We start from the raw sequence: 19292 nt of genomic DNA on the forward strand, positions 1-19292 counted from the left end.
GCCGCACGAACTGCGCCCGCTCGTCCGAGATGTCACAATCGACACCTCACTTTTTCCTGCAGGGGCCCGAAGGCCCTTGAAAGCGTACGCCGCCAGATGCGCAGAATTCCTTCCAAGGACGGTACGTTCCCCTCGTTCCACTCCTGCCTTGAGCTGGCGTGTGCGGTCAGCGGCATGCGCGTGGCACTGGTGGGGGAGGTCAGCAATGACGAATGGCGCGCCATCCATGCGCTGGACCGTGCCGGCATGGGCATTTCTGCCGGCCTGCGCCTGGACCTGATCGACACCTTCTGCCGCGACGTCACCGCGACCGGTGCGGCGGTCTGGTTCAGCGACTCCCAGCAGGACCCCATCCATTGCAGCAGTCCGATTCCGGCCGCACATGGGTTCCGCAGCTACATCTCGGTGCCGGTGGTCCTGGCCGATGGGCGCGTCTACGGCACCCTGTGCACGCTGGACCCGGAGCCTCGGCAGGTCACCGACGAAAGCCTGCGGGCCATGCACGCGCTGGCCAAGGTCGTCGCCGAGCAGGTGGGTGCGGTCGAGCACACGTCCAGCGCCTCGCTCGCCCACTCCGAACAGCGGCTGCAGGCATCGGAGATGGTCAACAGCGCGTTGCGTGAAGAAGGCCGTGAGCGCGAGGAGTTCATCGCCGTGCTCGCGCACGATCTGCGCAATCCGCTGCAGGCCATACGCGTCACCTCGGAACTACTGGCGCTGTCGGCCGCATCGCCTGCCCAACAGAACCTGCTGCAGCACCTGGACGACAGCGCGGACCGGATGGCCGAGTTGATCGACGTAACCCTGGATTTCGCCCGCGGGCGCTTGGGATCCGGGTTGGCCCTGCGCATCAAACCCTGCACCGGCCTGGCCGCCATCCTGACCCGGGTCAGCCAGCAGGCGCTGGCGCCCTACCCCGGCTGCCCGCTGGAAATCGACCTCGATCTTCCCGAGGTGGTGAACTGCGACGTGGACCGCCTGGGCCAGCTGATCGGCAACCTGCTGATCAACGCCGCGATCCACGGACAACAGGGCGAGCCCATCGTGCTCCGCGGGCGCGCGGACGACCGCGACATGACCCTGGAAGTGCAGAACCACGGCGCCATCCCGGAAGGGTCAAAGGACACACTGTTCAAGCCCTTCCACCGCTCCGGCGACCAGCGGCTGGATTCCGGCCTTGGACTGGGGCTGTACATCGCCGCGCAGATCGCCCTGTCCCATGGCGGCACCCTGACCGCCGCATCGGCCGCCGACACCGGCACCACCTTCACCGCCCGCCTGCCGCTGTCGCACTGAACCACAGGTAGAGCCGACTGGTAGAGCCGCTGGTAGAGCCGACTTCAGTCGGCTGCGCGGAGCCAGCGCCACGGGTAGAGCCGACTTCAGTCGGCTGCGGGGGCCAGCGCCACGGGTAGAGCCGACTTCAGTTGGCTGCGGGGGCCAAAACCAGCCGACTGAAGTCGGCTCTACCCCCGCAAATACCCCCCGCAAATACCCCGCCGCGAATCTCCCCAAATCTCCCTGCCCTACTCCGGCGGTGCCTCCACCCCATACCCCCGCGCCGCCAACGCCCCCAGGTAATCCTCCCTACCCATCAGCAGACTCACCGGCGCCGTGGAAAACGTAATCGCGTGCTGCGCCAGCGCCTTGTCCACCAGCCCGAGCCACTGCGCCTTGGTCTGCGCCGGCAGGTCGTTCCAGCCACGCCGACGCGCGAATTCCGAGTCGTGCACCACGCCCATGCAGGTCTGCGCCATCGCTGGCAATGCGAGCCGCCGCAGCGCCGCGATGTCACCGGCCGCCCACGCATAGGCACGCTCCCGCAGCACCGGCGCATCGAACTCCACCGTATCCAGCGTGCGCGCAAAGCAGGCACGGTCATCGACTTCGGTGCCGCGCAGTTCCTTCAGCGCATCGCGGGCGTCATCGATCTTCAACTTCACCCGCGCCTCTTCCGGCACCAGGTCGTTGTCCTTGTAGATGCGCTCCAGCGCCTCGGTCACCTGCTTGCTCTCGCGCAGCCCGTTGCGCTTCAGGAAGGCGCCGTAGAGCTCGCCCGAGGCGATCATCGGGCGCTTGTTCTCCACGCCCCGGTCGCGCCCGAGGTAGGTCTGCTTGAGCGTCAACCAACGCGCGTACGTCGCCGGCTCGATGATCTCCTGCAGCGTGCGGCCCTGCGGGTCCTTGGCGGTTTTGAGCGCCAGCGGCAGCAGCGTCAGCCCGCGGAACACCCCGATCTTTACGTCCGGCATCCAGCCCGGCGGACCCAACACATGGTCAGCGCCGGCAATGGCCTGCTCTACCTCGGTGGAACGCCACTGCACGCCCGCAGGAATCGGCGACACCGTTCCGAGCAGCCAAAGAACATGGCCTTGCGGCGACGTGACTTTCCAGAGACCGGGACCGGGCTGCTCGCCGGTAACCTGGACGGAGGCCATGTCGACGACGGGCCCTGCGGCTTGCAGTGCGTTCTGGGCGATTGCGGGTGCGGGCGCCGCGCTCACCAGCAGGCAGAGCGCTGCGCCGCGGAGGAAGGACCGCGTGGGGGCTACGTGCTGCGGCATCTGACATCCTCCCGAGTGAGCCCGCACTCTACCAATGGCGTAGGCGCAAGCGTAGTGCGGGCCGGCGCCGATGCCGGGGCGAGGCTTCCTGCTGGTGGAGGCGCTTCAAAACGGGCTGGGACGCGCCGTCGTGCCGAACGTCTGCATCGAATTCACGGCGAGACTGATACACAGACACGTCCCCGAATGGCACCACCCCATGACCACGGCCCATTACTTCTGCATCGAACTGATTGATCCGTCTGACAGGGGCGCCACCGGTTTTCTCAGTCTTTCTTTGTTCTGCAACACCTGCGGGCAGCGGCAGATTGAAAGCAGCCCGGCCGATGGCCGATTGCTGATTGAATGCATCGGCTGTCATGCGACGCAGCCGCTGTCGGAGGCGAGGTTCCTGCCGGGTCGTCGGCGCGCGGATTCGCGGCACTGATCTGCGCCTGCTGATGCCGCTGAGACGGCGGTGCATGGCGCTTGGAACTCTGGTGACCCCGGCCCGATTCGAACGGGCGACCTTCCCCTTAGGAGGGGGCGATCAGCCCATATGGGAAGCGGTTTTTATGCTTCGCTGTGCCAATCCTGTGCCATATGTGCCGCCCAGCGGAGCTCTCGAAGGGCCGTTGGGCGTCTTGAGCGGCTCGCCATGCAAGTCCGTGTTCTCCGCCTTGTACAGGAAGGCGCGCCGTCCAAACGGGACATTGCTACCCTCCAGCCGCGGCTTGGCGACAGAACGGACCGAGTCCCTGGCGATATCGCCGAAATAGCCATTGCGCATGCGCTCAGAGACAAGACCGAGGCGACCTGTCGCCGTGGCGCCTAATTGAAAAGCTAGGGCAACGTGGGTCACATGGGCGACTTACTGCTGCGCTTTGTCGCCATAGTCGCCGTCACGGCCGCAGTCATCTTGGAACTTGATAATCGAAGCCTCCAGCCGGAGAACTAGCGCATCCGAGTGAAATGCCTTCGCCGCCGCAATATAGGCCAATCCGCCTCTGTAAACGTAGTTCCAGAGGTCCTCCGCATAGCTTTCGAGGAGATAATCGGGCCCGCCATCTACCCTGAACGTGCACTCGTAGGCATCAAATAGGTCCATCACATTTGCCGACGACGCATGGATGAAACCTGAGTAAGTCTTATGAAGTTGCTTGGCGATATCGCTCATGCGGCTGGGATTTTCAGAACCGTCGTGGAGCGCAGCTAGGATCTTTTCGCGCCGCACCTGATTTGGCTTCGGTGGTCCAGTGGTGGCAGCAGGATCTTCCATGTAGTCGGCCCAAAAGGCCGACAAGAAATCTTCATGGCGCTTCGTTATCCCTCTCAGCACCCCCAGGGACAGAAAAGACACGTCATCGGCGGCCTCGTCGGCCATTCTCTGCATGGCTCCTTGGGCAACGATGAGCCCTGAGCCGCATAGGACTATCGAAGCATGGAGATAATGCAGTAGAGCAGCCTGCTTAAGCACCAAGGCGTGCAGGATGTCCTGAACTGGGAAGCGGAGGAAGTAGCCTTCACCTACAGCCACTGGCATTGGCTGACTCATGCCCCCCTTGCATGCTCGCAAGGCGCCTTCTAAGTCATCGACGAACCGAAGGCAGTGTCGCAAAATCTCGCCACGCTGGGCCATTGGATGTCCCTTTCCAAACCGTGCATCAGTCTTGAAGGGAACCCCTACCATGTCAAGGCTGGGGAACATAAACAAAAACAACGATTAAGGCGCTCAGTCGCGATCATTGGTGGTCTAGCGCAATCAATGACTTATCAGGCGGCTGGGGTCAGTTTGGGGTCACCCCATCTGGCGGCCATCGAGTCGAACCTGTCGGCCTCCCGCCTCAGGCATGCAGCCCCTCGCCGGCGGCGCGCCATTGCCTGCCAATCGCCGCTCCGGTCCTGCTCCAGCTCCCGGGCCTGCCTATGCAAGTCCTCCGCCTTGCCGCGCGCCCAGCGCGCCTTTCCTGCGTGCTCTCTCGTCATCGGCCCATTGTCCGGCCGGGCCGTCGCAGTGGCCGATACGCAGGCAACGGCAGCTGACTGAGGTTGTAGGATTGAGGCCAGCCTCCCCGAGATGCCGCATGACCCAGACCACAGACGAGATCCTCGAACGCCTTACTACCTGCGAGCTCGAGCCTCGCGCGGATACATCAGGGCGCTGGAGTACGGAGTGCATGCCCTGATCGCGCGGCACCACGATCCGGCCTGCTTGGCCGACCTGTGGGCCCACGTGTTACCGGAAGTGGCAGACCAACAAGCCGAGATGCAGGATCGCCCCCTGCTCTACCCCACGTTGCCCTCCAGCAGGCCTTGGCCGTAATGCCGGAGCAGATCACCGGTGCGGCAGGCCGAGCTGATAACGGCGGCTGAGGATACCGTTCATTGGAATCCAATCCCGTTACGGCACAAGGGATTTGCGCGGGTCGTGTGCCTTTCGTGCGCCCCTTGATGTATGCCGCGCAACCGTCTGAACAGCTTCTTTCGAAACAATCAAAGACGCCCGGGAGTTTTTTGACTCGCCTCCCACTTTGCAGATATCAAGGTAGCACCCAAGAGTCAACGAGTGGTAGACAAGTTCCGGCGAAGGATATCGCCGATAAGGAGCGAAATGAAAAGGAACAAAGCGAAGCCGCTACCCTACCTCATCTCACTGACACTCTTTTTTTCGACACCCGCGTTTGCTGAAGTTAAAGCAATCAGCAGGGCCAACTGCGTAATCGGCATTGTCAATGAGTCCATCACGTATGACAGGCCGCAGTTGCGCCCGTTCAACGGCTCTGTCACGAGCACACACACTCAGCTTGGGAACACAATTCCTCTCCATAGTCTTGTTGATGTCGGCTATGGAAAGTGGCGGTACTACGCTGGCGATATCGAAGACCCAGGCACGCTGCGGGTGGATGGCACCCACTATTGGCTCGTGGTCGACCCAAATGGCCAAATAGTGGAATCCGGCCAGGAGGCCACGAGCGCGACTGATTGTAATATTACGGAGTGGTGATCGATATGAAATCAAGGATAGTTTTTCTTACTTTTATTTCCGTTTTCACGCCGACCCTGGTTTGCGCTCAACATACGACGCCTCCAGAAGCGCCGGCAAATCAAGAGACACTGGACTGGCTTAAAGAACGTGCGCTTAAAAGTTCCGAGGAAAAAAACTTTCAAATGGCGCGTGGTTCGGCAACGAGAGAAGGCCAGCTGATCATCATTCCACTTGCGGAATGGGACGCCCCTGCCTCTGCTAAAGACAGCGTCGCGCGGGGGATAGCGAATCAAAGCAAGGGTACTCTGAAGGCTGCGTCTAGCGCCATTCCATCAACCGACGAAGTACTTGGGCGCCTAGCTGATACACGGCGAAGTGACGCTGAAATCAGACAGCTACTTGGATACGCGCCAGCTGAAATCTCCCGGACTCCGATCGGCGCCGCCGAGCTCCTGAGTACAGAGCCAACCGGAAGCATCAAGGAAGGTAAATGGACAGGAGTAACACGCTCTTACAGAGTCCCGAAGGTCGGTGTAATCATCCTTGAAGAGAATGATTACATTGCTTCAGGGAGAGTGATAACGCTGTTCCGTGAAACTCTCAACGAAAATGTAAACGGAACGCCAGCACGCGCGTCCGCATCTCGTTCTGATGATGGTAAAGGGCAGGCGGAACTACGCTGGGTGACACCCCAGCGATCCTTCACCTTGACGCTTTACACCGACGAAGGTAATCGAATAGAGCAGGGCCAAGCGCTGCTGCTGCAGATCGCTCAAGGAATAAAGAGTTGACCTAGGAGTTCAGTAGTTTGAACAAGGGGCCGGCTTTCATGGCCGGCCCTATCTGCAGTACCGCTGCTCGCCCATGCCCGACGGCACCAGGGTGACATGCTTGCCTGGCTGAAACATGGGCAGTTCGATGAGTGGCTGGCGGCCGAGCCCGACGACGCCATGGCGATACTGCTGGCCAGCGAGCCCCCTGCGATGGAGGCATACCGGGTTAGCCGGGCCGTGAACTCGCCGCGCAACAACGTCCCGGAGCTGTTGCAGCTGGTCGGCTAAGGCAGGTTCGCGGAGTTCCAGTCCCACCAGTACCCGCCGGATATCCATTCTCGGATCACGCCAGCGCATCCTGGTCACTATCCCCCACAGGAGGAAGGGCAGTCTCGGCATGGGTGCCCGCCCCACTGCCGGCTGGGCGCGAGTGTCAATCCGGATCGGGGTGACGGGCGTAAACGAAAAAGCCCCGCACTTGGCGGGGCTTGGGCTCAACAGACGTTCGTCATTCGGCCGCTTCAGCCAATGACAACAGCTTGTGTTGGCCTCGAGTTTCATGGACAACGAGGTGAATTCCACCGCGTCCTTCTATGTAGCTGACCCTCGGAGAATCTTCGTTGGTCACCTCGTCAAATGCTTCCGCTATTCCCCTATATGGGGTCTTCGCGATCTTTTCGACGTCGAACCAAAGGTACATTTCGGCCCATGTGATATGGCTCACGCCATGAAGCCAGGCCTTCTCAACGCGGCTCATGAGGGCCGAACGGTGACGCTTATCCTGCGGCAAAGACATGATCATCTCCTGTTAGAGATGATAGAATAATCTAGGCGACTAGATTAATCAAATTCTTTTAATTACTTTGTCGGCCTAATCCAATACCTGAAGATCTTCCGCCTTTCGATGCTCGAAGACCTCGCACTCGGCCTGCACCGTAGTGAACGATCGTTGGCCGGTGGCCAAACCACGCGATGGTAGGAAATCTACAGGCGAATCTATGGACTCGGCAACACCATACTTTCGAGAGCTACGCAGCGCGGGGCTGAGCGTGGAACCAGTCGGCACCAAGTGCGCGAGAAAGCTGGCGCGCAGCGAGCTCGTTTTCCTGATGCAGCTCTGTCAGCAACCACTCGAAAACGCCCTTCCACCGCTTCGTATAGGCAGACGGATCACAGTCAATGGCCAGCGCCCTGCGCCGGTCCGGCAGCGGCTCGATGCCGGTGCACCTGCACTCCGGACACCCCTTTTCGTTGACCAGCCCCGTGCCCCTGCAGTTCGGACAGCGGTTGCCGCTTGCCAGTTCGGCCACCACAGCATCGACCATCCGGGGTAGGTGCTGATAGGTATTCTTCGGCCAGGCGTGCGACCGGGCCAGCACCACCGCAGCTTCCCGATCCCGAAGTATCCGTCGCTGGGCATCTGACAGATTGCGCCGGCTGAGGCTGACCATCTCCTTCGAGAAGCTCAGGTCATCCTCCGCTTCAGCCAGCGCCCGCGCGCGGCGGGTGAACTCCGGCCGGACAATGGCCAGCACCGCCTCGGCGAGCTTCGGCCGGTGGCGCATGGCGCCGTCGGGCAGGTACACCGCCTCCATTACCTCGCGGCCAAGGCCGGCCGGCACCATGCCCAGCGCGGCGGCGATATCGGAAGTCGTCAGGCTGGGCGCGCCTCCGCCCTGCCCCACGTCAAAGCGCACGGTCTGCGGGTTCAGGCGGGCCAGCATCTCGCGGCGGTCAACCATGGGTGTTCTCTCCTGGGGTACTGCTGTTGGTAGAAATGCCGCGCGCTTCCGCAAGGGTGGCGCGCCAGCGATATGCGGTTGCTCGGTGCATGCCGAAGTCGTCCATCAGCTCCTGGACGGTGGGGAGGCGGCGCCGGTACTTGTCAGCAACCCGGCAGGCGATCAGCAGGCCCAGGCGAACTGAGTGCCGGGGTCCTCCGATCTCCTCGCTGTAGCGCGGCGCGGTCATGGCAACAGCCGCTCGATCTCGATCACGCAACCCGGCGCATCGAGAGCGTCCGCGCCCTCGCCGGGGTAACGCTTCGCAGCGGTGCACTCCACTACCCTGGCGTCATCGCGCCAGACGCCCGCATCGGTGATGGCGTCCTCGGTGCAACGCACCAGCTTGGACAGATCGGGCAGCTTGCTGGGCAGCGTCACGCGGCGCTTCGAGGCACTGGTCGGCTTGGGCAGGGTGAAGGTCATCCGGACGCGAAGAGGCTCATCCAGCAGCGCGAGGCCTAGCTGCGCACGGACCTGCTCCGCCGCAGCTTTGACGTCCTGTCTCCACGGCCTGACCTTCTTCGACGACTCGGCAAGAATCGCCCGGCCGCTCTTGGCCAGCCCCTTGAACGACTTGCTGCCCTGCGGCGCTGGCGAGCCGTAGACCACAATGCGGATGCTCATGCGGCCACCTGGATCATGCCCATCTGCCACAGGGCCAGCATCGTGCGCTCGTGCCCTCGCTGCCAGATCTCGGCCTTCTCCTCGCGGGTGAAACGCCGCCCTTGGTCCAGCTCGCGGTGGCATGCCCTGCAGCCTGCCGCCACGAAGCAGTCATGCGCCTTGAGCCCGCCACCCTTGCCGTGCCGGCTCTGGTTGCTGTGCGCGGGCTCGCCGAAGCCGCCTTCGCAACAATTCTCGATCTGCAGGGTGCACTCGACCTGGTATACGGCGTCCAGCAGGGCGCGATCGCGGTAGTTACTGTGCATCAGCACCTCCCGCCGAAGCTGTAAAATCGCTGCTCGCAAACATGGAGGCTTTGCCCTTGGAAAGACATCATCGCGACAGCATCATCGTGGCCACCCTCGCTTTCGCAGGCGGAACTCTGTTTGCCGGAATCATTGTCCTGGGTCACGCAACGCTCTTTGAGCTCATCACGGGAGCAACCGGTTACGGCTGGGCTGCAGTCGCCGCCACGCTCACAGTTGGGTACGCAGCGAACAAGATTGCGATTAACTCCGGAAAGTTGAAGCTGCAAGATGCTCACCTGCAGAGAATGCGCGAGTTTCACACCGATACAGCGCGGTGGACCAAGCTGAGAAGCGGAGTAAATGCGTGCAGATTCGCGTACCACGCCGCAGAGATCATGGTTGGCAAGAGCCATGACTTGTTCCGCCGACGACCAACGACTGTCTACACCTACCGTAGAATCCTCATCCAGTTTCGAAAAGCTTTGCCTGAAGCGCGGCTCGCACATACTGACGTGATCGTCAGCGACGAACTGCACATCCAGCTCGAAGCCTTGGATGTACTGATAATTGCGGTCGTAGTCGGCGTCGAAGAGTACTTGGCCCTGTACCCAGCGCCCGGATCTCCAGCAAACCGGCATGCCCAGCAAGAATTTGTAACGCTGGTAAGGACCTGCCGTAATATTCGTGATCTCGCGGCAGAGGTGGGAGTAAAAATCGACGCCTTGCGCCCCAGAGAACCAAAACCTCTCTGAAATATTGCATGTCCCGCAGCTAGTCATGCTGCCTCCGCGAAGTCGCGCGGGTTGTGCCCCAGCCCGAGCAGCACCGTGTCCGACCAGCGCACCGGCCGCGCATGCATGCCCTGCTCTTCCGGGTGGTCCCCAATGTGCACCAGCACAGTGATGGCGTCGCAGGCGAGTGACTTCGTCAGCTTCATGCTGGATCCGCCCAGCATGATGTGACCAGGGGCGCCCTGCCCCCGGTCAATCGCCGGCATCAGGCGCCAGCCCAGCATCGTGCCGGCCACCATGTGCCGCCAGTCGTCCTTTGTGAGGCGCTGGCCGTGCCAGGACAGGCCAGCGGCTAAGTCGCCGCAGATGGCGTTGAGCATGCGCTGCTGCTTCGGCGTCATCATGCCCTCGCCGCGCTCCTGCCAGTCGGAAGGCTGGATTCCGCTCATGCTGCTTTCTCCGCAAGGACGGCCGCCCACGCGGCAGCGGTTTCCGCCGCGCGAGTGCTGGGTTGCGGCGCTGGCTGCATAAGCCGCTGTTGAAGCATGGAATGGAACTCCGCTGCACCGACGCGCACCTTGATGCGAGCCATGGCCGACAACATCATCTGCATCTCGCCTTCGTGGAAACGGCGCTCGAATGCCCATGGGTTGTGACCTTGGTGCCAGGTCTTCGGCTCGTGGCCGGAGGTCAGGAATACGCGCCTCCCTGAAACCTCCAGAAGGCCCCAGCCGGCAGGCATCTCGGACGCACGGAGCAAACCTTTCGGGGCCATGTAGTACCGGTACAGGCCAAGGCCTTTCGAAGGTTCCGCGCGGAACGGCTTCTTCCGATCAGCAAGGAAATCCGAGCGGCTGGCCATCCGCTTCACCAGCCGCAAGGGCGGCGTGGTCGGCCCGGGCAGCCTGTACCACTACGCCAACTTCACCACCGAGGACTTCGCAGCCTTCCAGGCAGCCGAGTCGAAGGGCAAGCACTTCGGCGCCCACATCAAAGACCAGGCCGCCAAGTACCCCTTCACCAAGGTTGACGAATCCGCCCTGGCTGCCTGAGGAGATCGCCATGCCGTACGTGACTGTGGAGGTCGACGTCGACCTCGATGAGTTTTCCGACAAAGAGCTTATCGACGAATGCAAGAAGCGCGCGATCACGGCAGCCGTTGGCAACGCCGACGCTTCGGAAGCAGGGCTGATCGTCGAACGCGCGTTCTTGGCATGCCGCGCACGTACCGACCTCCCGCAGGAACTGAAGGACATGTTCTGGAAGGTCCATGACCGCGCGATGCCGTAACCCGCTCGACACCGTCACCACAAAGGACCGCCTCGCGCTGGTCACCGTGCTGATCAAGGGCACCCCCTACGTCATCGTGGATATCGGTCTGCGCATGCTCAAGCCTCATGAGCTGTTCCGCGCACAGGGCTTCCCGCTGAGCTACATCATCGATCGCACTGCCAACGGCACACCGCTGAAGACCACTGCGCAGGTCCGCATGGTCGGCAACAGCGTCAGCCCTCCGCCGCTTTTCGCACTCGCCGAGGCCAATCTGGACCCGGCCGAAGCAGACCTGAGGATCGCCGCATGAACCAGCAGAACACCATGGCGGGCAAGACCGCCGCCGACCTGGTGCAGGCCATCGCCACCAAGCTCTATGGAGAGGCCGGCGCTGGCATCACCGACTTGGTCGCACTGATCAATTTGGTAGCCGCCGAACCGGTGAGGCAGGTGTCGGAAGCCGCTACGCTGCGCAGCGCCGCCGGCGTGCTCTACATGTGGGAGGACGATCCGGACCTGACCGGGTACATGGGCGACTTCAAGGATGCTTGCACCATCCTTGAGTTGCTGGCGCAGCACGCGCCACCCGCGCAAACAGTTGAACTCGCGCCCGTGCGCGCGGCACTACAGGCCGCCGAGGCACTCTGTGTCTGCTGCGCGTCGGTTGATGGGTATTCCCGCAACGAGCTCCACGCGTTCGGCGTGAACATTCGCAGCCAGTTCCGCGATGCGCTGGCCCTGATAGATCGCAAGGCCGTGAGCGATGGCTGACCTGGTTAAGACAGAAGCGCTCGACCACCGGGAAGTTGGCCACGAGCTAGCCCGGCGCTCGGGAGTGAACCTGACGCGCGCACGGAAAGGGGTCGTGCGGCTTTGGGAAGCGCGAGGCCTGGCGCTGATTGCACTGGTCAACGGCAACGAAACAGAGGTCGAACGGATCATGGCGCCCTACAGGCGCAAAGGAGAACCGAGTGGGAGCGGCTGAAAATCTAGACCTATCCGGAAAGGATTGGCTGACGGTTGAGGAAGCCGCGCACTACTGCGGCGTTTCCAACAGCCAGTTCCGCAAGAACGCCCTGAGCTACGGCCTGACGCCGCGACGCTTCATGGGGAAGCAGCTGTACGAAAAGGCGGCGCTCTATGCCGCGATCCAAGGTGCTGAAGAATGGCGAAGGTCCGACTCTACTGGCGAGGCACAAAGGCCTACATCGACTGGGTCGAGGGCGGTGAGCGCTTTCGTCGGTCCATTGGGCAACTTAGCGCCCGTGAGGCGGAGGGAGTACGTAGCGCGAAAGAAGCCGAGCTGACCCACGGGGTTCGGATCCTCGCACGCCTCCCGAAGGTCCGGGACTACCTGGAATGGTATCTGGACTGGTACGCCGCCGAGCACCCCACCACGATCTCGAAAGCACGGAGCGAGATGAAGCGCTTTATCGAGCGCTTCGGCTACCGGCCGATCGACAGCATCCGCGCGGTCGAGGTGGAGCAGTACAAGCGCTCCAGGCTGCTGGACGACAAGGCGGCAAAAGAGACGCTCGGCAAAGAGATCCGCAGGCTCAAGGCGGCCTTCAACCGCGGCATGGAGTGGAAGGAACTGGATGTAAACCCGATGGCAGCAGTCAAAGCGCCCAGGGGCGTGCGCAGCGTCGCCGTTAAATTCTACGACCGGGCCGCTATGCGCCGCCTTTACCGGGCGAACCCGACGCGCGCACCGCTCTGGATGTTCATGGCACACACGGGGCTCCGCCGTGGTGAGATCATCGGCCTGGAGAAGGCGTCTGTTGTTGGCAGCCGCCTCCTGGTGGAAAGCGATCCAGATGAGACCGGCGCCGGCCGTACCAAGTCCGGCAAGTGGCGGGAGGTTCCGCTTAACCGATATGCAAGGTGGGCACTGCGGCACCTGCCTGATCCACTAGTGACCGTGCACAAGGACACGGTGTCGGACTGGTTCAAGAAGGACTCCGAGATGGCGGGCGTTGGCGGTCACCTGCACAGGCTACGCCACACCTTCTGCGCCCACATGGTTATGGCAGGCGTTCCTCTGCGTCGTGTGCAAGTGCTGGCCGGCCACGCGGACTACGCCACCACGGAGAAGTACTACGCTCACTTGACTCCAGAAGGAAATGACCGCGCGGTCAAGCTCCTACGTTTCTAATCGCTAAGGTACATAGAGGAAGCAGTGCAGATCGGCCCCGCCATTTCGATGGTGCTTACAACACCTTCGAAATAAAACTGCCTGCATGAGCTGCAATCAGTGGCGGTGGAAGCGCATTGCCAATCATCAACGCTATCGACTCCTTTCCATGGCCTACAACAAACTGGTAGTCAGGCGGGAAGCCCTGAAGCAGGGCGGCTTCGCGCAAGGTTATTGTGCGATTTGCCTCCGGGTGTAGAAATCGACCCTTCGATGGGTTATGGCAACCACTTGTTATGGTAGGAGCAACCTTGTCCCATGCCATGCGTCCGTATACATCACTAAATCCACTGCTTTTCTTGTGACACTCAAGTACCAAGCTCTCCGGCAAATCGCGACGACTTCCGCCATCCTTCGGGATCAATTCAATTATCCTCCGCACTGCATCGGATCGATTTTCCGGGACCGAGTGCAATGGATCGTCGATATCGCCTGGCTCGACCACGCCTCTCAACGCCATTCTTACCGTGCAGCGCTCCGCCACGGGCTCAGGAAGCACCGGTGTCCCCATCAAGGAGGCAAGCATTATCAGACGCTTACGCCGCTGAGGAACACCGTAATCGGCCGCATCAATGACTTTTACCAAGCACTTGTAGCCCATGCCCTCTAGCTTTGACACAAATGCTAGGAACCGCGCATCTGTTTGCAGCGAGGGAACGTTTTCCAGAAGCACGTTCTGAGGCCTGAACGCCTCTGCGAAGCGCTGAAACTCAAGTACTAGGTTATTACGGGGGTCATCGATAGACGCAACCTTGTTCCTTGTGCGCAATCTCGAGAAACCCTGACATGGCGGGCAGCCTGCTAGGAGCGTGAGCTCACCAACACGAAGGCCCAGCTCTTCTCGTAGCTGTGAGGGGTCTAGTTCGCGGATGTCTGTCGAGCACAACTTTACGTCAGGGTGGTTGAGACGATATGTCTCTTGAGCCTTCGCATCGACTTCAACGGCAGCGACTACATCATAGCCAGCTTGACGCAGACCGAGGCTCAGGCCGCCGCACCCGCTGAACAAATCAATAGCAGTAGTCAAAAGCTCCGCCTTGTCACAGTGCTTCATATTCGCGCCTCGGTCATCGCCGGCGGCCCTGAATCCAAGCCGCCAGATATGCTCTTATTGTAGCAAGATCCGGGTTGTCCTTGGCCAACTGCCCTATTGCGACCTTGGCAAGCACGAGAACGTCTTGCGAGGTAACTTCGACGCCGCATGCCAAAGCCTCGGCCAGTATTTTTTTAGAATCCTCAGAGGTTTTAGGAACCGCGCACTTCCAAGCAGGGAATCCGTCGATGATAATTTGCTCAGGACAGAGCTTGGGCAGATAGCGCAGCCTTTCTCCAATCCACGTCAAATAATTCAGATGAGCGGCAATCTCGGCGCGAGCCCTACCATCTTCGTCATTTCCTCCGGCCAGCAAGAACTTAGGCTTGGCACCCAATTCCTTCTCGAGCAGAGCTGGAAGCGTTGAATACCTCGCTGGAGCAATGCCTGCGGGGTCGGAGAAACAATCCACCTTCCGCTTGTCTCCATCGAGAAGCAAATAGACATCATCTCCCGTGAGCATTGCACCGGGGCCATGATGTACGAACATTGCCTCAGCACCGCCAGGCGCCACACGGACTTCCACGATTGCCCGCTCGCCGTCGTCCAAGGACTCAATCGCTTTTTCAACCAGCATCTGGGCCATTGGATCTTCAACCAACACGCGGATCTTCCCCGCTGGCGCCCTTCCGATTCGATGAAGTGCCACAAGGGGAGAGCACCCGTTGATAACCCGCGCCTTACCCTCGCCATTGTCTTCAAAAACACAGATCGCAGAGTCTGGCAACCCCTCCAAAAGATCCGCCGAGTGTGTTGAAACCACGATCTGGTGCTTGTGAATTTTGATTTGATCGAGCAGGAACTTCAGAAGCGCTCGCTGCGCCCCTGGATGCAGAGACGTTTCCGGCTCATCCAGGAGGATCAGAGAGTTTGGTTTCGCACCCACAACCTTCATGACAACGCTAACCGCGGAAACCTCGCCAGTTCCGGCGAAAGCCTCTGAATACTCGAATCCACGATTGAAGACTACCGTCATATCCTTGCCGCGATTCTTTGGGTATAGCGAGTGCTCGATCACCCTTGCACTGTCGTATTTTCGCCCCAGGATTAGACAAACCGCGTCAAGCTCGCTTTTTGTCAAAAGCCTATTGCCGAACACTCGCTCACGCCCACCGAGGGAGTACGACGTAGCCCCGGTGTCTTTAATTCGCTTGAGCCGCTTAGCCTCGCGTAGCATTACCGCCCGGCGATCTCCTAAGCTTCCTCCCTGATCCATGTAGAAGTATCGGTCAAACGAACCGAAGGACATCTTGAGGTTAATGTAGACGACGTCTCTTCGGACGGGGTTCCAACGATCCTTGGACATACCGTCGTACTTACCCTTAGGCATGTCGCTCATGCCATCAGCCTTGCTCGACCGATAAGGCTCCCAATAGTCGTAGTCTCTAGCCTTGCCAAGCCGGGCTTTTCGCGTCTCTACTACCCCGTTGAATGATGCATTCCAGTGGCCATAGATAAATCTCTGCGGGTTCGTTCTAGTTCCCGCAATTGGATCCAGGTCGGTTGCAAACCAGAACTGAGCAGTTGATTGGCCAAAAGGCGCGCCGTATAGCGCATGCAGGACGGAGGTTTTCCCGACTCCATTTGGGCCGACCAGAGCGGTAAACGGAAAATCGAACTTTACGGTCGCATTGGATTCAAGGCTTTTGAACTGAGGGAATCGGATATGGGTGATGAATCCTTCAAGAGGCTTCCCAGGCTTGAAGCCGCCTACGACCTTGACCAGCGTTGCGATCTCTGCTTCCAAATCCATCTGACCCCTCCATCCTTGACTTGTCTTCGACAGGTGAGCATAGCGTGAAAGACACCGCCACTAACGGTGCCGCACGCCACTTCAGCAGGCCGTCATTTGGTGCGCGCTCGCTTGGAGCTAGGAAGGCGCCCAAAGGTACGGGGCGAATGCGCGGGCGTCACCTAACACGCTGTGCCAACTGTGCCAGATCGGATACGAAACACGGCAGAATAGAGCAGAAGACTCCTGCTCATAGCGCGCTAAGTCATTGATTCTGGTGACCCCGGCCCGATTCGAACGGGCGACCTTCCCCTTAGGAGGGGGACGCTCTATCCAGCTGAGCTACGGGGCCAGATCGAGGGTGTGAAGGATACAGCGTGGCGGCGGGCAGCACTACCTCTGACGGCTCGCGGGCAGCTCTTCATGCTGACGGCTCCTGCCCAGCCCGTCCAATTACATGCCGGTCCCACGCCATGCGTGATCACCTGCGGTCTGTCGAACAGATCGAACCCGCCAGTGCATCGTGTTTTCATCGAAAGCAGCCTGAATGGTCATCCGATGCGGGCCCAATGGCGCAGGCGAATCCCGCCGAGCATGGCTCGGCGCTACCAGTGACGTGATAACACAGGGGCAATGAGGCGCGGTGACGTCGTCACGCCCCACCGCACCGCACCATGCCCCCGCCGGCCCCTCTGCTACCATCATCGGCTTAGCTCGCCGCCGGCATCCCGTGCCGCGGCGGCACCAGAACAACATGATGAAACAGGAGTCTGCATGTCTTCCGAGCTGCTCAAGGCCTTGGGCCTGGATGCGATCAACGCGGGTACGTACCTGGGCAACGGGGAGTGGTCCACGGCCACCGACGCCGGTGTGATCACCCCGGTGAACCCGACCACGGGCGAAGCCATCGCCCAGGTCCATGCCACCACCGACGCCGACTACGAAACCATCGTGGCCCGCGCGCAGGAAGCCTTCAAGGCATGGCGCACCACCCCGGCACCGCGCCGTGGCGAAGCCGTGCGCCTGTGCGGCGAAGCGCTGCGCGCCAACAAAGACGCGCTGGGTTCGCTGGTCGCCTTGGAAATGGGCAAGAGCAAGCCGGAAGGCGACGGCGAAGTCCAGGAGATGATCGACATCGCCGATTTCGCCGTGGGCCAGAGCCGCATGCTCTATGGCTACACGATGCACTCCGAGCGTCCGGGCCACCGGATGTACGAGCAGTACCAGCCGCTGGGCCTGGTGGGCATCATCAGCGCGTTCAACTTCCCGGTCGCGGTGTGGGCGTGGAATTCGTTCCTGGCCACCATCTGCGGCGATATCTGCCTGTGGAAGCCGTCCAACAAGACCCCGCTGACCGCCATCGCTTCCATGCGCATCTGCAACGAAGCGCTGCGCGAGGGCGGGTTCCCGGACCTGTTCTTCCTGATCAACGATGCCGGCACCGAGCTGTCGCAGAAGATGGTGGCCGACAAGCGCGTGCCGCTGATCAGCTTCACCGGTTCGACCCAGGTCGGCCGTACGGTCGCCGAGAAGGTCGCTCATCGCCTGGGCCGCTGCCTGCTGGAGCTGGGCGGCAACAACGCGATCATCCTGGACGAAACCGCCGACCTGAAGCTGGCCATCCCGGGCATCGTGTTCGGTGCGGTCGGCACCGCCGGCCAGCGCTGCACCACCACGCGCCGGTTGATCGTGCACGAATCCATCCATGACGACGTGCTGGCCACGCTGATCAAGGCGTACAAGCAAGTGGAAGGCAAGATCGGCGATCCGACCGACCCGGCCAACCTGATGGGCCCGCTCAACAGCGACGGCGCCGTGCAGCAGTTCCTGGCCTCGATCGAGAAGGCCAAGGCCAGCGGCGGCACCGTGCAGACCGGCGGCACGCGCATCGATCGTGCCGGCAATTTCGTACTGCCGGCCATCGTCACCGGCCTGAAGAACAGCGACGACGTCGTCCAGCACGAGACCTTCGCCCCGATCCTGTACGTGATGAAGTACAGCACGCTGGACGAAGCGATCGACATGCAGAACGGCGTGCCGCAGGGCCTGTCCTCGTCGATCTTCACCACCAACCTGAAGACCGCCGAGCGCTTCCTATCGGCAGCCGGCAGCGATTGCGGCATCGCCAACATCAACATCGGCACGTCCGGTGCGGAAATCGGCGGCGCCTTCGGTGGCGAGAAAGATACCGGTGGTGGACGTGAATCGGGATCGGATGCCTGGAAGGTCTACATGCGCCGCCAGACCAACACCATCAACTATTCGGATTCGCTGCCGCTGGCCCAGGGCATCAAGTTCGACCTGTAACCGGAAACCCGGGTAGCGCCGAGCCCCGCTCGGCGACTACCTGCCCAACGCCGCGATCCGGCGCATCCCCGACCGGACCGGCACACCGCCGAGCGTGGCTCGGCGCTACAGGGAAGCCCCTTCATGTCGGATGCTCCTCGCCTTGATTTCACCGGCCGCCGGGTGGTCATCGCCGGCGGCAGCAAGGGCATCGGCCGCTGCATGGCCCTGGCCTTCGCCGCTGCCGGTGCCTCGGTGTCGGTCTGCGCACGCGGCCAGGCCGGGCTCGACGCCCTCCGGGCCGATGCCCAAGCCCAAGGCACCCCGTTGCACACGCACGTAACCGATCTTTCCCGCCTGGAGCAGATCGACCACTGGCTGCAGGTTGCCGCCGACGCTCTCGGTGGCATCGATGTGCTGGTCAACAATGCCACCGGCTACGGGATGGCTGATGATGAAGACGGGTGGGCCGCCAGCCTGCAGGTCGACCTGATGGCGGCGGTACGGGCATCGCGCCTCGCCCTGCCCTGGCTGCGGGAATCGGCCGACGCCTGCATCCTCAACCTGTCCTCGATCGCCGCGCAGATGCCGCGCCCGGGCGGCGCACCGTATGCCGCCGCGAAGGCGGCGCTTTCGCACTACACCACCAGCCAAGCGCTGGCGCTGGCCGCAGACCGCATCCGGGTCAATGCCATTGCGCCGGGCTCGATCGAGTTCGAAGACGGCCTGTGGGATCGCCGTCGCGTGGAAGATCCTGCGCTGTACCACGGCACCCTCGCCCGCATCCCGTTCGGCCGCTTCGGCGAGCCCGCAGAGATCGCCAACGCCGCCCTCTTCCTGTGCTCGCCGCTGGCGCGCTGGATCACCGGCCACGTACTCAACGTCGATGGCGGCCAGGTACTGATGGGCTGAGCAGGGGGCTTTGTCCGCCAGCGGCATGGGCTTGTCGAGCCACAACCTCTATCATGGGCGCTCCACCAAGGAGGT

General features: G+C 61.6%; 24 protein-coding genes and 1 tRNA gene. 13 read left to right on the plus strand and 12 right to left on the minus strand.

From position 1 onward, the window contains the following. The first annotated feature begins 96 nt into the window (after positions 1-96). The gene (locus ICJ04_RS10525; protein ID WP_188324221.1) at positions 97-1296 is read left to right on the plus strand and encodes a GAF domain-containing sensor histidine kinase; all 1200 of its coding nucleotides are present in this window, start codon (positions 97-99) and stop codon (positions 1294-1296) included. A 230-nt stretch (positions 1297-1526) separates the two neighbouring features. Here ICJ04_RS10525 and ICJ04_RS10530 read toward each other — a convergent pair whose 3' ends face one another. After that, positions 1527-2564 (minus strand): TraB/GumN family protein, encoded by a 1038-nt coding sequence (locus ICJ04_RS10530; protein ID WP_188324222.1) that lies wholly within the window; start codon positions 2562-2564, stop codon positions 1527-1529. Positions 2565-2763: 199 nt separating this feature from the next. On the opposite strand from ICJ04_RS10530, the gene ICJ04_RS10535 reads away from it, so the two are divergent. Then, entirely contained in the window at positions 2764-2991 is a 228-nt protein-coding gene (locus ICJ04_RS10535; protein ID WP_188324223.1) for a hypothetical protein, read from the plus strand. A 423-nt stretch (positions 2992-3414) separates the two neighbouring features. On the opposite strand, the gene ICJ04_RS10540 is transcribed toward ICJ04_RS10535, so the two are convergent. Beyond that, positions 3415-4098: a hypothetical protein gene (locus tag ICJ04_RS10540; protein WP_188324224.1), complete on the minus strand. Its 684-nt coding sequence runs from the start codon at positions 4096-4098 to the stop codon at positions 3415-3417. Positions 4099-5154: 1056 nt separating this feature from the next. Between ICJ04_RS10540 and ICJ04_RS10545 the strand changes: the two genes are divergently transcribed. The 3 genes from ICJ04_RS10545 to ICJ04_RS10555 all read left to right on the plus strand — a co-directional run bounded on the left by ICJ04_RS10545 (position 5155) and on the right by ICJ04_RS10555 (position 6590). Next, a complete protein-coding gene (locus tag ICJ04_RS10545; RefSeq protein WP_188324225.1) occupies positions 5155-5547 on the plus strand; it encodes a hypothetical protein in 393 nt (130 codons plus the stop codon). Beyond that, the gene (locus ICJ04_RS10550) at positions 5544-6320 is read left to right on the plus strand and encodes a hypothetical protein (protein ID WP_188324226.1); all 777 of its coding nucleotides are present in this window, start codon (positions 5544-5546) and stop codon (positions 6318-6320) included. Before ICJ04_RS10545 ends, ICJ04_RS10550 begins: the two co-directional genes overlap by 4 nt. A gap of 96 nt (positions 6321-6416) precedes the next feature. Beyond that, positions 6417-6590: a hypothetical protein gene (locus ICJ04_RS10555; RefSeq protein WP_223202853.1), complete on the plus strand. Its 174-nt coding sequence runs from the start codon at positions 6417-6419 to the stop codon at positions 6588-6590. Positions 6591-6810: 220 nt separating this feature from the next. On the opposite strand, the gene ICJ04_RS10560 is transcribed toward ICJ04_RS10555, so the two are convergent. The 5 genes from ICJ04_RS10560 to ICJ04_RS10580 form a co-directional block, all read right to left on the minus strand. Next, positions 6811-7098 (minus strand): hypothetical protein, encoded by a 288-nt coding sequence (locus ICJ04_RS10560; RefSeq protein ID WP_188324227.1) that lies wholly within the window; start codon positions 7096-7098, stop codon positions 6811-6813. Between the two features lie 232 nt (positions 7099-7330). Continuing rightward, the gene (locus ICJ04_RS10565) at positions 7331-8044 is read right to left on the minus strand and encodes a hypothetical protein (RefSeq protein WP_188324228.1); all 714 of its coding nucleotides are present in this window, start codon (positions 8042-8044) and stop codon (positions 7331-7333) included. Continuing rightward, positions 8037-8273: a hypothetical protein gene (locus ICJ04_RS10570; RefSeq protein WP_188324229.1), complete on the minus strand. Its 237-nt coding sequence runs from the start codon at positions 8271-8273 to the stop codon at positions 8037-8039. Before ICJ04_RS10570 ends, ICJ04_RS10565 begins: the two co-directional genes overlap by 8 nt. Next, positions 8270-8710 carry a RusA family crossover junction endodeoxyribonuclease gene (locus ICJ04_RS10575; RefSeq protein ID WP_188324230.1) on the minus strand — a complete coding sequence of 147 codons (441 nt, stop codon included), beginning with the start codon at positions 8708-8710 and terminating at the stop codon, positions 8270-8272. Before ICJ04_RS10575 ends, ICJ04_RS10570 begins: the two co-directional genes overlap by 4 nt. Beyond that, positions 8707-9015, minus strand: coding sequence for a hypothetical protein (locus ICJ04_RS10580; RefSeq protein ID WP_188324231.1), 309 nt, complete (start codon positions 9013-9015; stop codon positions 8707-8709). Before ICJ04_RS10580 ends, ICJ04_RS10575 begins: the two co-directional genes overlap by 4 nt. Before the next feature lie 56 nt (positions 9016-9071). Between ICJ04_RS10580 and ICJ04_RS10585 the strand changes: the two genes are divergently transcribed. Continuing rightward, a complete protein-coding gene (locus tag ICJ04_RS10585) occupies positions 9072-9749 on the plus strand; it encodes a hypothetical protein (protein ID WP_188324232.1) in 678 nt (225 codons plus the stop codon). A 23-nt stretch (positions 9750-9772) separates the two neighbouring features. On the opposite strand, the gene ICJ04_RS10590 is transcribed toward ICJ04_RS10585, so the two are convergent. Together ICJ04_RS10590 and ICJ04_RS10595 are read right to left on the minus strand one after the other, a co-directional pair. Beyond that, positions 9773-10177 carry a recombination protein NinB gene (locus ICJ04_RS10590; RefSeq protein WP_188324233.1) on the minus strand — a complete coding sequence of 135 codons (405 nt, stop codon included), beginning with the start codon at positions 10175-10177 and terminating at the stop codon, positions 9773-9775. Further along, positions 10174-10590, minus strand: coding sequence for a hypothetical protein (locus ICJ04_RS10595; RefSeq protein WP_188324234.1), 417 nt, complete (start codon positions 10588-10590; stop codon positions 10174-10176). The genes ICJ04_RS10590 and ICJ04_RS10595 overlap by 4 nt, the downstream gene beginning before the upstream one ends. Positions 10591-10615: 25 nt before the next feature. Here ICJ04_RS10595 and ICJ04_RS10600 point away from each other — a divergent pair, with 25 nt between their 5' ends. From ICJ04_RS10600 to ICJ04_RS10620, 5 genes are all read left to right on the plus strand, one after another. Continuing rightward, entirely contained in the window at positions 10616-10780 is a 165-nt protein-coding gene (locus ICJ04_RS10600; protein ID WP_240008878.1) for a KTSC domain-containing protein, read from the plus strand. A 10-nt stretch (positions 10781-10790) separates the two neighbouring features. Beyond that, a complete protein-coding gene (locus tag ICJ04_RS10605; protein ID WP_188324235.1) occupies positions 10791-11018 on the plus strand; it encodes a hypothetical protein in 228 nt (75 codons plus the stop codon). Continuing rightward, positions 10999-11310 carry a DNA cytosine methyltransferase gene (locus tag ICJ04_RS10610; protein ID WP_223202854.1) on the plus strand — a complete coding sequence of 104 codons (312 nt, stop codon included), beginning with the start codon at positions 10999-11001 and terminating at the stop codon, positions 11308-11310. Before ICJ04_RS10605 ends, ICJ04_RS10610 begins: the two co-directional genes overlap by 20 nt. Continuing rightward, entirely contained in the window at positions 11307-11771 is a 465-nt protein-coding gene (locus ICJ04_RS10615) for a hypothetical protein (protein WP_188324236.1), read from the plus strand. Before ICJ04_RS10610 ends, ICJ04_RS10615 begins: the two co-directional genes overlap by 4 nt. 394 nt (positions 11772-12165) lie before the next feature. After that, on the plus strand, positions 12166-13155 hold the full coding sequence (locus tag ICJ04_RS10620) for a tyrosine-type recombinase/integrase (RefSeq protein ID WP_188324237.1): 990 nt from the start codon (positions 12166-12168) through the stop codon (positions 13153-13155). 55 nt (positions 13156-13210) lie between these two features. Here the strand turns inward: ICJ04_RS10620 and ICJ04_RS10625 are convergent, their stop codons facing one another. The 3 genes from ICJ04_RS10625 to ICJ04_RS10635 all read right to left on the minus strand — a co-directional run bounded on the left by ICJ04_RS10625 (position 13211) and on the right by ICJ04_RS10635 (position 16371). Continuing rightward, positions 13211-14248 (minus strand): DNA cytosine methyltransferase, encoded by a 1038-nt coding sequence (locus ICJ04_RS10625; protein ID WP_188324238.1) that lies wholly within the window; start codon positions 14246-14248, stop codon positions 13211-13213. A 13-nt stretch (positions 14249-14261) separates the two neighbouring features. Continuing rightward, positions 14262-16040, minus strand: a complete 1779-nt coding sequence (locus ICJ04_RS10630) for an ATP-binding protein (protein WP_188324239.1) — start codon at positions 16038-16040, stop codon at positions 14262-14264. Positions 16041-16294: 254 nt separating this feature from the next. Beyond that, positions 16295-16371: transfer RNA gene (locus tag ICJ04_RS10635), tRNA-Arg, on the minus strand. 422 nt (positions 16372-16793) lie between these two features. Between ICJ04_RS10635 and ICJ04_RS10640 the strand changes: the two genes are divergently transcribed. After that, the gene (locus tag ICJ04_RS10640; protein ID WP_188324240.1) at positions 16794-18326 is read left to right on the plus strand and encodes an aldehyde dehydrogenase family protein; all 1533 of its coding nucleotides are present in this window, start codon (positions 16794-16796) and stop codon (positions 18324-18326) included. A 123-nt stretch (positions 18327-18449) separates the two neighbouring features. Further along, a complete protein-coding gene (locus ICJ04_RS10645; protein WP_188324241.1) occupies positions 18450-19217 on the plus strand; it encodes an SDR family oxidoreductase in 768 nt (255 codons plus the stop codon). Positions 19218-19292 lie beyond the last annotated feature (75 nt).

Origin of the sequence: Stenotrophomonas sp. 169, assembly GCF_014621775.1 — a bacterium.
Taxonomy (GTDB): Bacteria; Pseudomonadota; Gammaproteobacteria; order Xanthomonadales; family Xanthomonadaceae; genus Stenotrophomonas.